At 68.7% G+C, this 12,137-nt stretch carries 10 protein-coding genes; 3 read left to right on the top strand and 7 right to left on the bottom strand.

From position 1 onward, the window contains the following. Positions 1-123: 123 nt before the first annotated feature. Positions 124-1,242: an AbrB family transcriptional regulator gene (locus tag AZG88_RS35825; protein ID WP_061700456.1), complete on the bottom strand. Its 1,119-nt coding sequence runs from the start codon at positions 1,240-1,242 to the stop codon at positions 124-126. Positions 1,243-1,335: 93 nt separating this feature from the next. Between AZG88_RS35825 and AZG88_RS35830 the strand changes: the two genes are divergently transcribed. Then, positions 1,336-2,034 carry a GntR family transcriptional regulator gene (locus AZG88_RS35830; RefSeq protein ID WP_061042438.1) on the top strand — a complete coding sequence of 233 codons (699 nt, stop codon included), beginning with the start codon at positions 1,336-1,338 and terminating at the stop codon, positions 2,032-2,034. A gap of 9 nt (positions 2,035-2,043) precedes the next feature. Here the strand turns inward: AZG88_RS35830 and AZG88_RS35835 are convergent, their stop codons facing one another. The 5 genes from AZG88_RS35835 to AZG88_RS35855 all read right to left on the bottom strand — a co-directional run bounded on the left by AZG88_RS35835 (position 2,044) and on the right by AZG88_RS35855 (position 8,230). After that, positions 2,044-3,423, bottom strand: coding sequence for a tripartite tricarboxylate transporter permease (locus AZG88_RS35835; RefSeq protein ID WP_061042437.1), 1,380 nt, complete (start codon positions 3,421-3,423; stop codon positions 2,044-2,046). Further along, positions 3,420-3,899 carry a hypothetical protein gene (locus AZG88_RS35840; RefSeq protein ID WP_061042436.1) on the bottom strand — a complete coding sequence of 160 codons (480 nt, stop codon included), beginning with the start codon at positions 3,897-3,899 and terminating at the stop codon, positions 3,420-3,422. Before AZG88_RS35840 ends, AZG88_RS35835 begins: the two co-directional genes overlap by 4 nt. A 31-nt stretch (positions 3,900-3,930) precedes the next feature. Continuing rightward, complete coding sequence (locus tag AZG88_RS35845; RefSeq protein ID WP_082833555.1) at positions 3,931-4,899, bottom strand: hydroxymethylglutaryl-CoA lyase; 969 nt, start codon at positions 4,897-4,899, stop codon at positions 3,931-3,933. Between the two features lies 1 nt (position 4,900). Beyond that, on the bottom strand, positions 4,901-6,175 hold the full coding sequence (locus tag AZG88_RS35850) for a hydroxymethylglutaryl-CoA reductase, degradative (RefSeq protein WP_005243630.1): 1,275 nt from the start codon (positions 6,173-6,175) through the stop codon (positions 4,901-4,903). 150 nt (positions 6,176-6,325) lie between these two features. Then, positions 6,326-8,230, bottom strand: coding sequence for a helix-turn-helix domain-containing protein (locus AZG88_RS35855; protein ID WP_061700457.1), 1,905 nt, complete (start codon positions 8,228-8,230; stop codon positions 6,326-6,328). A gap of 141 nt (positions 8,231-8,371) precedes the next feature. On the opposite strand from AZG88_RS35855, the gene AZG88_RS35860 reads away from it, so the two are divergent. Further along, the gene (locus AZG88_RS35860; protein ID WP_080578212.1) at positions 8,372-9,439 is read left to right on the top strand and encodes a LacI family DNA-binding transcriptional regulator; all 1,068 of its coding nucleotides are present in this window, start codon (positions 8,372-8,374) and stop codon (positions 9,437-9,439) included. A 13-nt stretch (positions 9,440-9,452) separates the two neighbouring features. Here AZG88_RS35860 and AZG88_RS35865 read toward each other — a convergent pair whose 3' ends face one another. Further along, positions 9,453-10,637 (bottom strand): FAD-dependent oxidoreductase, encoded by a 1,185-nt coding sequence (locus AZG88_RS35865; RefSeq protein WP_061700458.1) that lies wholly within the window; start codon positions 10,635-10,637, stop codon positions 9,453-9,455. A gap of 273 nt (positions 10,638-10,910) precedes the next feature. On the opposite strand from AZG88_RS35865, the gene AZG88_RS35870 reads away from it, so the two are divergent. Continuing rightward, entirely contained in the window at positions 10,911-12,089 is a 1,179-nt protein-coding gene (locus AZG88_RS35870; RefSeq protein WP_005243624.1) for a Gfo/Idh/MocA family protein, read from the top strand. The last annotated feature ends 48 nt before the right edge of the window (positions 12,090-12,137 follow it).

Genomic DNA, 12,137 nt, shown 5'->3' on the forward strand with positions numbered 1-12,137 from the left:
CCCACTTCCCGGTGCACCCCGAGTTCGGAGAAACTGCAACGAAACTCGGGGTGTACGGGACTCCTCTCCGGTCGAGACGGCCCGGACGCAGGCCGGACCGTGCTGTCCGGAGAGGATCCCCGGCTACGCTCGTCGGCGCCGAGAACTGAAGTGGGCAAACACCTTCACCATGATGGGGGTGGTGACGAGCATGATGACCAGGCGCAACACCTGAGCGGCCGCGACGAACGTGACGTTGGAGGCGGTGGATGCCGAGACGGCCAGCACCGCCGCCAGGCCACCGGGCGTGGTGGCGAGATACGCCTCGAGGAGGCTCGCGCCGGTGAGGTGGGAGAGTAGGACACCCAGCCCGGCGCAGGCCGCCCCGACCAGCAATGTGAGCAGCGCCGCGTACGGCAGGATTCGCCCGATCGCCCGCAGGCTCGCCCGGTCGAACGCGAGCCCGGCCTGCCAGCCGATGAGGATCAGCGCGGCGGTCATCAGCATCGGCGGGACCGCGACCGCGTCGCTCCAGCCGCCGAGTTCGAAGCCGGCACTCACGGCCAGCGGACCCAATGTCGCGGGTGCGGGTAGTCGCACGAGAGATGCCACAGCGGTGCCGCCCACGATGAACAGTGCCAGGAATGGCAGGGTCACATACCATTCGGACCCGCCGCCATCGGTGCCTGTCACGGTCTCTGCACCGGTATCGGCACGGAAGCCGAACGTGACGATCATCGGCATCGACACGACGACGAGCGCCACCCTCAGGTACTGCACCACTGCGACGACCCGGTCGTCGCCGCCGAGTTCACGCGCCATCGCGACGAGTCCGGTGGCGCCGCCCGCAGTCATGGAGAGGGATCCGGTCACCGCGTCCACGTCACGGTGCAGCGCGAGGAGGGCGCCGGCCGCCACGCTGAGCGCGAGAGTCGCGGCCGCGATCGAGACCACCGGCACCCACATCGAGCCCAGGGCGGCGTTCGTGTCCCGGTGCACCATCAGCCCGACCGCGCTCGCCAGCACCCCCTGGGCAAGCTTTCCCAGCGGGCGCGGCACTCGGGAGGGCCCCCAGCCGGTGACGGCCAGGGTCGCCGCGACGATCAGAGCCGAGAAGAGACCCGCCGCTGTCAGTCCGACGCTCTCGCCGAGCGCCCAGCCGCCGATCGAGAGTGCGATCAGTGCAGCCCATCGGAGTCCGTGACGGCGCAGTTCGGACGCGCGCGTCGGCACGGATCGTTCGGTGGATTGCACGTCGTTCACGCGTGGACGCCTACTCCGGGATGCTGTCCCTGTTCTATGGTGCGCATTAGCGTATACCTTAGCTCATACGGTAGCGAACGTTAGGATGTATGCATGGCGGGCGAAAGCAAGAGCGAACTGGTATACGTCCAGCTCAAGCAGGACATCCTGAACGGGACACTATCTCCGGGTCAGTCGCTGAGTGCCATCGACGTGGGCACGCGGTTCTCGGCGTCTCGCACCCCGGTGCGTCAGGCCTTCCTTCGGCTCGAAGCGGACGGGCTGGTCTCGCTCACCGACCGGCAGGGGGCACGGGTCGCTCCCATCTCCATCAAGAGTGTTCGGGACTTGTTCGAGCTGCGCATCCTGCTCGAAGCGGCCGCGGCGCGCATGGTCGCCGAGGCCGTCGGCCGGGACGCGGCGGCCCGGCAGCAATTCGAAGAGGTAGCGGAAGCACTCGGGGCGATCTCGGAGGAGGACCCGTCCGAGTCCCGGCGGGATCGCTTCTACGAACTCACCGAAACCTATGACCAGGCCGTGATCGCGCACACCCGGAACTCGCAACTGGCCCGATCGATTGCCGAGCTCCGGCCGCACACCGAGAGACTGCGCAACATCGCCCACTCCCACCCGGAACGACTGGACGTCTCGCTGGCTGAGCACCGGGCGATGTGCCGTGCGATCCTCGCCGGCGACGGACCGGCGGCTGCCGCGGCCTGCACCGAGCACCTGACCCAGACGCAGAAGACCATCCTCGACGCGGTCGTCGATCCGCAGGGATCGGCCGTCGCCATCGACCTGGTCACCACGTAGTCGGCACGGTCAGAGCGCGAGGATGGCGGGCACGCTGAGGACTGCCACGTAGTACCCCATGAACAGGACGCCTGCGTGGATCTTGAACGCCCGCGACAGCAGACCGCCGACGAGTCCGACGGTGAGGGTGACGGCGAGTCCGAGGACGCCGCCCTCCCAGACACTGATGACGACGACCAGGCCCGTGAACGTGGCGATGATTGCCTCGTGGCTGACGTACCGGACGACGAGCGTGGCCGCGCGGTGAGCGAAGTTCATCGCGAACGGGTACGCGATGATCGCGGCGATCACCACCGCGCCGAGACCGTAGAGCAGGAACTCCCAGTTCGTCAGTGCCGTGGACAGGTTGCGGATCTGCCCGGTGCCGTCGTCGGTCGTGAAAACCGGTGGCGCGTTGAACAGCGGGGCGGCCGGCCCCGCGGCGACGGGGCTCAGCGGCAGACCGAACGCGATGAGCGGAATGAGGGCCTCGGCGATGTAGGTCGATTCGGTGGTTCCGTTGCGGGCGGCGATCACCGACGTCAACCGGTGGTAGCCCTGCTTGACCCGGGAACCGACGACTTCACCCATGAGCACGGTCATCGCGACCGGGCTGAAGACGAATGTGGCGCTCGAGACGGTCGCAGTCGCCGCGACCTGTGCCGTCTGCTTGCCGTCGAGCATCCGGAACGGGTTCGGGAAGTAGCCCTTCCACCCCTTGATCTCCGGGGCGAGCCACACCGTCGCCGGTTCCGTGCGGGCCATGTCCTTGCGCCCCGACGCACCCAGCACGAGGAACAGGTCCGCGATGAGCGGGCCGACCGCGATGCCGAGGAAGTAGCTGATATTCAGGGAGACGTCGTAGCTCTTCGTCAGCGACTTGAGCGCCAGGATGAGGACGACGAACGGCACGAGCGCGGCGACGCCGGACCACCTGCCCGGCGACGTGTAGGCGATCGCGACGGCGGCGACGAGGAACAACCACGGTGCCACCGACTGGACGGTGTCCGCCACCGGTGCGAGCAGGGTGGCGAACAGCACCGCCACGGGGACGGCGATGAACGCGGAGATGATCGCGCCCGAGATCGCCTTGCGCAGAGCGATGTGCGGCACACCGAGGCTGCGCAGCAATCGCGCCTCACGCATCAGCGGCACGGCCATCGTGTCGCCGGGGATGCCGAGCAACGTGGTGGGCACCGCGTGGGTCATGTGCTTGGCGACGGCGCCGGCGAGGAAGAAGGTGAACACCGCCGCGGGCGGGGCACCGAGCAGGATGACCAGCAGCGTCAGCGGGGCGATGGTGGCCGTCTCGTCGGTCCCGGACACCAGCCCGATCAGGGAGAACACGATGGCGCCGATCACGCCGAGCGCGATCGCGACGAGGACGTCGTTGGTGAACAGCACACTCATGATCGTCCGCCCGTCTCGTGTGCCTGCGTCTCCGCCTCGACGAACCGGTCGTAGAGGTCGAGATCCTTCAACTCCCGGACCGTCTGGGCGGGCAGGTCGCCGACCGACCCCAGCCCCTGCCGCTCTTCCTGCAGCACCCGGATGACGTCGCCGACGGTGTCGCCGTCGGACGAGTCGACGGCGATGTTCCGCTTGGGGCGGAACAGCTTCCCGCTGACGACGCCCGCGACGAGGCATGCGGCGATCCCGACCAGAAGCGCATATGCCTCTGCCAGAGACGAATCCGTGACGAAGGAGTTGAAGAGTGCGGTCGCGCCGAGGAGCGCGCAGACGCTCACAACGATACCGATGACGACGGAGACGGCGAGATCTCGCCCGACCACCGTGTCGCCCCACACCTCGAGGTAACGAGGCCGAGGCGTCTGATCGTCGGTGGGCGGGGGAGCCTGCGGTGCGGGCTGGCTATCGATGGACATCGTCTGTTCTTCCGTGTGAGGGGGTCGTGCTTCAGGAGCGGGCGGCGGTCAGGGCCGTCGCCACCCGCGACGGGCTGGGATGGCCGATGTGCCCGGCCATCCAGCGGGAGGTGTCGGTCAGTGCGTCGAGATCGATGCCCGTGTCGATGCCGAGGCCGTGCAGCATCCACACCAGATCCTCGGTGGCGAGGTTCCCGGTGGCGCCCTTCGCGTAGGGGCAGCTGCCGAGTCCCCCTGCTGCGGTGTCGAATTCGGTGACTCCTGCGATCAGTGCGGCGTGCACGTTGGACAGCGCCTGACCGTAGGTGTCGTGGAAATGTCCCGCGATGGAGTCGATCGGAACATCCTCGGCCTGCACTGCGTCGAGCACGGCTCGGACGTGGCCGGGGGTGGCGACGCCGATGGTGTCACCGAGCGAGATCGACGAGCATCCCATGTCCGTCAGTTGCGCGGCGATGTCGGCGACACGGCGGGGATCGACCAGCCCCTCCCACGGATCACCGAAGCACATCGAGATGTAGCCACGGGTGCCGATACCGGCCGCCCGGGCACCCTCGACCACCGGCCGGGCGTTGTCGAGGGCCCCGGCGACGGTGGTGTTCAGGTTCTTCCGGGCGAACGTCTCGGTGGCGCTGACGAAGACGGCCACTTCCCGGGCGCCGGCGGTGAGCGCCCGCTCCAGCCCCCGCTCGTTGGGGGCCAGCACGACCTGGCGGACGGTGTCGGGGAGGTCGAGTTCGGCCATGAGCGCTTCGGCGTCGGCGAGTCGCGGAATCCATTTCGGGGAAACGAAACTCGTCACCTCGAGTGATCGGATGCCGGCGGACACGAGCCGACGGCAGAACTCGGCCTTGACCGCGGTGGGAACGAGGGTCGACTCGGCCTGGAGTCCGTCGCGCGGTCCGACCTCGTAGACGCGAACCGCAGGGGGCAGTGAGGGGTCGGCGAACTCGTGGGGCGCCGGACGCCACACCGGGTCGAGATCCGCGGGGGTGGTCATGTCAGTGTCCGGAACGAAGGTCGGCGAGCACCTTTTCCGCGTGCTCGACCCGGATGCGCTGGTCGTCGATGAGTCGCTTGACCACGACGTCGAGTTCGTCGCCGGTGGCGCCGGCCGAGGCGGCGATGGTGCGGGCGTGCAGACTCATGTGGCCGCGTTGGATGCCCTCGGCGGCGAGCGCGCGGCAGGCGCCCAGGTTCTGTGCGAGTCCCACCGCGGCGATCACGTCCGCCAGCTCCGAGGCGGTGGAGACGCCGAGCATCTTCACCGCTGCCTGCGCGACGGGGTGGACCTTGGTGGCACCGCCGACCAGGCCCACGGCCATCGGTACCTCGAGGGTGCCGGAGAGGTGACCGTCCGAGGTCTTCTCGAAGTGCGAGAGCGCCGTATACCGGCCGTCCGCGGCGATCGCGTGCGAGTGGCAGCCCGCCTCGACGGCGCGGGTGTCGTTGCCGGTGGCCAGGACGGCGGCGGTGATGCCGTTCATGATGCCCTTGTTGTGGGTCGCGGCGCGGTAGGGGTCGGATTCGGCGAGTGCGGAGGCGTGCACGATGTTGTCGACCACCTCGTCGCCGCCGAGCAGGTCCTTGTCGAATACGGCCCGGGCCCGGGTGATTCGCAGGTCCGCCTTGTTCGTCAGGATCCGCAGCAGCGAACGACCGCCGGAGATCTCGGCGAGCCGCGGTGCGATGGCCTCGGCCATGGTGTTGACGGCGTTGGCGCCCATGGCATCTCGCACGTCGACGTGGATGTGTGTCACGACGTGCACGCCGGTGCGCGTCGGGACGAGTCGGACGGTGAGGTCGCGGGCGCCGCCGCCGAACCGCACCAGCATAGGGTCCTGCGCGTTGGCCAGTTCGAGGATCTCCGTGCGGGCCTCGAGCACCCGCAGCCGGGCGGCCTCGGGGTCGGGGCAGTCGAGGATCTGGATCTGGGCCTGCATCACCGGATCGGTGCTCGAGGTGTGGAAGCCCCCGTGCACCCGCGCCATCCGGGCGGCGTTGCTGGCCGCGGCCACCACGGACGGTTCCTCGGTGGCCATCGGCACGAGGTAGTCACGCCCGTTGACCGTGAAGTTGGTCGCGACACCCACCGGGATTCCCATCACCCCGACGACGTTCTCGATCATGTGATCGGCCTGGGCGACGCCGAGACCCTGTTCGGGATCGAACACGGCGACGTCGAGGTCGGACAGGCCGGTCCTCTCGGCGACCACCTTGCGGCGCTGCTGCGCGCTGGAATCCTTCAGACCGGGGATGCGGCTGTTGACGGGCACTGGCGTTCCTCCACGTACTCACGGGCGGCCGGACGTGTGGTGCGTTCCGGCGGCAACCCTGTCATGTGCTTCGGTTCACACGGTAGGGCTGTTCCGCCGGCCCCGACATGTATCAATCGCACATGTATTTCATTCAGGAATGTGTGACTGTCACTGCTCGCGGAGTTCGTCGAGGCGGACCGCGGCCGAGATGCGGAACAGGTGTTCATCGTTGCGCCACTCGGGCCCCAACAGCATCTCCAGTCGGTGGAGGCGCTGCAGAATCGTGTTGGTGTGATAGTTGAGGGCCCGTGCCGTCTTCGTCGGACTGCCCTCGTTGCGGACGAAGGCGCGCAACGTGGCGAGGAGGTCTGTGCCCTTGCCGTCGTCGTAGGCGCGCACCGGACCGATCGTCTCGTCGATGAACGCGTTCAACGTTCGGGCATCGGTGTCGAACAGGAGTGCGTACGGCAGGTAGGCGTCGGTGCTGGCCGCGGCGTCGGTGGTGCCGAGCGCAGCCAGCAGGCGAGCGGTGCGGAGCCCGGACTCGAATCGTGCGGGGAGCGCGTCCGGCGACTCCGCCCGGGGTGTCGTGATCGCGAGGACCGGGCCGTGCAGCGTTTCCCGCAGGTAGTCGCGCAGGTCCGTGACGAGGTCGGGCGGGGCGGTGGTGGTGAGAACCACCGCGACCATGCCGGCATGCTCCCCGACCAGACCGCGATCACCGACGAACGCGGTGGCCGCACGGGCGGCGGTGGCCCGGTTCTCGGCCGGGACCGAGATCAGCACGACGATGGCGAGGGCAGCGAGGGTGACTCGCTGGGCGCGCACTCGTCGTTCCAGATCGCGCCGCCGCTCCGGTGCCGGGTCGAGCAGGTCCGCGACCAACTCGACGCGGGCCCGCAGGTCTGCGTCGGCCACCGCGTTCTGCTGCAGCACCAGCAGTGCGCCCACCTGCGCGGCGCGTTCGATGGTGCGCTCGTCGACCGGTCCGAGTTCGACGTCCCCGGACCCGACCAGCACCGCGCCGAAATACAACTCGCCTGCGATGACCGCGGCCACGATCGGCGTCCCGGGGTCGTCGACGTGAACGCAATGGCCGGTGGTCCGGCTCCTCGTGATGGCATCGAGCATCACCGGCGGCAACTGGACGGATACCTGCCCGGCAGGCGTGGGGTGGGAGGCGACGACGTGCAGATCCCGGTCGACGATCGTGACCGTGCGCCCGAGTGCGGTGGCAAGAGTGCCGGCCACCTGCTCGAATCCGCCCCCCACCAGAACTGCCTCGATCAGTTCCTGGTGCACCACCGTGGACCGGTCGCGGACCTGCAGGTAGTCGGTCAACCGGTCGAGTGCCGTGCGGGCCTCGTCCTCGGACCTGCGAACCTGTTCGAGGGTGCTGGCGGTCTGCAGCACCACCGACGCGTGATCGGCGAGCGCGGACAGCACGGCGATCTCGTCCGGGGTGAAGGCGTACTCCTGGCGGGTCGCGGCGAACAGCACACCGAGCACGCGACCGTCCGAGAGCATCGGTACCCCGAGAATCGACACGATCCCCTCCGCGGCGACAGCGTCGTCGATGAGTTCCTCGTGCAGTCCCTCCGCGTAGTCCTGATAACGCAGAACCCATTGCGCGGCGCGGGAATCGGCGATCTGACTGGCCAGCCCCATTCCCGGGGGAACGCGGAGGTGCTGGAACTGCGGCGTCACCGAGCCGGCGGTCTTGCGGACGTTCAGTTCCCGCGTCGCCGGATCGAACTCCGACAGGTAGGTGACGTCGGTGCCCATCATCTCGTGGGCGCGGCTCACCAACCGTCCGAGGAGGGCGTCGATGTCACGGAGTTCGGCGAGTTCGCGGGCACTGGAGAACAACACCCCGAGTTCGCGTTCCCGTCGCCGCAAACGGGTCAGCTCGAGCTGGTGCCGGCGCACCTTCTCCGCGAACGCCGCCCTGTCGGCCGGGCCGGCAGCGACCCCGTCGAGTGCTTCGCGCACCGCGGCCGAGTCCACCGTCAGTTCGCCGACCATCGCGTCGGCGAGTATCCCCAGCGCGTCGCCGCTCTCCCGTGAATCCATGCCCACACTCTGCCCTGGCGCCGGGGGAGAAACTACTGGCTGAGATCAGCGCCGGTTCAAGTAGGTAGCCCGGTCTAGTACCTCGGTCTATGTCGGATACTCTGGGTGTGCCTCGTGCTCGGCGAGCGAAAGGGTCTGCACATGCGAAGCGACGACGACGCCCGGAGTGGTGGTCCTGCTCCGATGCCCCGGCAGGCCGTGACCATGCAGGACATCGCCGACCGCGTGGGGGTGTCGAAGGCATTGGTCTCCATGGTGTTTCGGCGCGTTCCCGGACCGAGTGCCGAGACGCGGAAGCGGGTCCTCGACGTCGCGGACGAGCTCGGGTACCGACCGAACCGTACGGCCGCCCTGATGTCGCTCCGGCGGACCCACCTCGTGGGTGTGACGGCTGATATTCGCAACAGCTTCCACGCCGAGATGGTCGAGTACATCGTCGCCGCCGCCGACGACCACGGGTACGAGGTGGTGCTCGGTGCGCTGACTCCCACGCACGCCGAACCGAAAGTCGTCGAAACGCTCCTCGATTTCCGCTGCGAAGCCTTGATCCTGCTCGGCACCGAACTCGGCACCGACGTTCTCGACACGCTCGGGGAGCGGGTACCGGTGGTCGTGGTCGGTCGCCGCGTCGGAGACGGCGCCGTCGACGTCGTGCGGACAGCGGACGGCAAGGGGATCGGCACCGTCGTCGACCATCTCGTGGAGCTGGGGCATCGCCGAATCACGCACCTCAGCGGTGGTACGGGCACGATTGCGGCCGACCGGAAGTCGGGATACACCCGTGCCATGCGTCGTCACGGACTCGACATCGACGTCGTCGAGGGCGACTTCACCGACAGCGCCGGAACGGTCGCCGCGGAGACGCTGCTCGGGCGGTCGCAGCTTCCCACCGCGGTGATCGCGGCCAACGACCGCAGTGCCATCGGGCTGATCGGCGAACTGCGGAGCCGGGGCGTGCGTATTCCCGAAGACGTCTCGGTCTCCGGATATGACGACAGCGTGCTCGCCCAGCTCGCGCACATCGATCTGACGTCGGTCAATCAGCAACCGCGGGAGCAGGCCGCCACGGCGGTGGACGCTGTCATCCAGCGGCTGGACCGGGGGAGGACCGAATCGGTCGCGACCGTCCTCCGCCCGCGGCTCGTCGCGCGCCGTACCACCGGGCCCGCGCCCGAGCCGATGGAAGGATCCCAGTCGGGCGTGTCCTGACCTGCGGCGGCCGTCAGTGTTCGGCGGGCCGGGATTCCTCGGCCTGCGCGGGCAGTGTGCCCAGATCGTGGGCGTAGAGCCAGGTGGTGGCCTTTTCGTAGAAGTGCCCGAAGGCGATCGGCATGACGAGGTCGCGGAGCCGGCGCGCGAGCGGGCCGCTGGTCTTGGCGTCGCGGTTGGTGCGGGCCGCCTTGGCCATCTTCCCGATTCGGGCGCGGCGGAGCCGGTCGTACTCCGCGAGACCTTCCCCGGTCGAGCCGGCCTCGGCGAGTACCCGGGCCAGGACCACGGCGTCTTCGATGGCCATCGAGGCGCCCTGCCCCGCGCCGACCGGGTGAGCGGCGTCGCCGACGAGGACGACGCGTTCGTCGTGCCAGACGGGGACTTCGGCCAGCGTGTGCATGAGCGTCGGACGGTGCAATTGCGTGGTCGCCCTGATGATCTCGAGCGCCTGCGGCTCGAACCGGTACAGCTCGGCGAGTCGCTCGAGCCACCAGTCGTCGCCGACACCGGTCAGGTCCGGTGGCCGGGGATCGGCAACCTGCGCGGACCACCACACGGTTCCGTCCGGCGCCGGGATGTGGAGAAAGGCGCCGCTCCGCGCGAAAATCATGTTGAACGCGCCGGTCTCGGCCGGGACGCCGCCGGCGATGCCCGAGACGCTGTAGAGGCCCCCGTAGGCGGGTCGGGGCGCGCCCGGATCGAGGACCGACCGGATAGCCGACCAGAGGCCGTCGGCGCCGACCAGTAGGTCGGCGCGGACGCTGGGACCGTCGGCGAACAGCGCGCGGATACCGTTTCCCGCGGGCTCGGCCCCTACCAGTCGGCGGCCGGTGACGATCCGTACCCCGGCCTGGGCGGCGCACTCACGCAGCACCTCGACCAGGGAACCCCGCATCAGCGTCGTACTGTGCAGCGGATCCCCCGACAGCCGTCCGCGCGGAACTTCCGCCAGCAGCCTCCCGGTGCCGGACCACATCCGCTGAGTGGCCACCGCGAAACCGGCCTGCCGGACCTGGTCCAGGCAACCGAGCGCCTTCAGCCCCCGCAGTCCGTTGGATGCCAGACTCAGAAATGAGCCCACCTGTCCTGCCGGGTCGGGGTGTGTTTCGTACAGGGTGACGTCGGAACCGGTGCGGCGCAATGCGATTGCAGTCGCGGTCCCGGACACACCTCCGCCTGCGACGATGACCTCCATACATCCTCCCGACTTCCCATCCGCTGAATCAATATTCAGTGAAATTGCATTCAGTATGTGCGCGTCAAGGGTGTTCGTCAAGGGGCGCGGCCCGCTCGCCGGCTCGCGAGCCGGGGCTTGACAGGGTGGCGTGACTCAGCTCATAGTAGTCGTACTAGACCGGTTAAATAGACCGAACTAGCCGGAGGGCGTCTTCACTCATCCGTGCGGGTGTCTGCGGGTAGCCGACGTGCACTTCCGCCGGGTCAACATCACACCGAAAGGCTTCCACTCATGACTTCCAACTCGATCGGTGTCGCCGTCATCGGCGGCGGCATGGCCGGACGAGCACACGCCGCCGGATATCGCATGGCGTCGACGCTGTTCGGAACCGACCGCCCCGACGTGCGTCTGGTTGCGATCGCCGACACCAACCAGGCCGTCGCCGACGACACCGCGAAGCGGTACGGGTACGAGCGGGCCGAGTACAGCTGGCAGGCCATCGCCGAATCGCCGGACATCGACGCCGTGAGCGTCGTGGTCGCCAACCAGTTGCACCGGGAGATCGTCGAAGGGCTCCTCGCCGCGGGGAAGCACGTGCTGTGCGAGAAGCCCCTGGCCGGGTCCATCACGGACGCCGAGGCCATGGTCGCGGCCGCTGCGGATGCCGACACGATCGCGACGGTCGGGTACACCTACCGCCGGTCGCCGGCCATCCAGGCGATCCGCGACGAACTCGCGACGGGCCGACTCGGCGACATCATCCACTTCAACGGGCACTACTGGTGCGACTACGGCCTCGACCCCGCCTCGCCGATCACCTGGCGGTACCGCGGGGGTCCCGGAACGGGCGCTCTGGCAGACGTCGGCAGTCACCTGCTCGACATGGCCGAATTCGTGTGCGGTCCGATCGTCGAGATCAGCGGCGCGACCTTCGCCACGGTGATCACGGAGCGTCCCGTGCCTGCCGGAGTCACCTACGGTCACACCAAGGCCGAGACCACCGGTGAGATGGCACCCGTCGAGAACGAGGACCTCGCGACGTTCACGGCGCGCTTCCAGAACGGCGCGGTCGGCACGTTCTCCGCTTCCCGTGTCGCGCACCAGCTTCCGGACGGACTCGGTTTCGAGCTGTTCGGGACGTCCGGCTCCGCGGCGTTCGACCTGGCTCGCGCCGCCGAGTTCTCGGTGTCCAGCGAGGGCCTCGACCGCACCGTGAACGGTCAGCGACGGGTGATCATCGGACCGCAGCACCCGTACATCCAGGGCGGCCTGCCGATGGATGCCGGCGGCGTCGGCCACGGCAAGGCGGAGTTCTTCGCCTACCAGGCCCGGGCCTTCCTCGACCAGATCGCCGGCATCGACGTCCTCGGCCCGCTGCCGTCCTTCGCCCACGCCCTGCGCGGCATGCAGATCGTCACCGCCGTCGCGGAGTCCGCCCGCGCCGACGGAGCAGCCGTCAAGATCGGCTGAACCGCAAAACTACTGAACCCCAACTTCTTCCCACCACGCAAGGAACCC

It is taken from the genome of Rhodococcus sp. LB1 (assembly GCF_001583455.1).
Taxonomy (GTDB): Bacteria; Actinomycetota; Actinomycetes; order Mycobacteriales; family Mycobacteriaceae; genus Rhodococcus_F; species Rhodococcus_F opacus.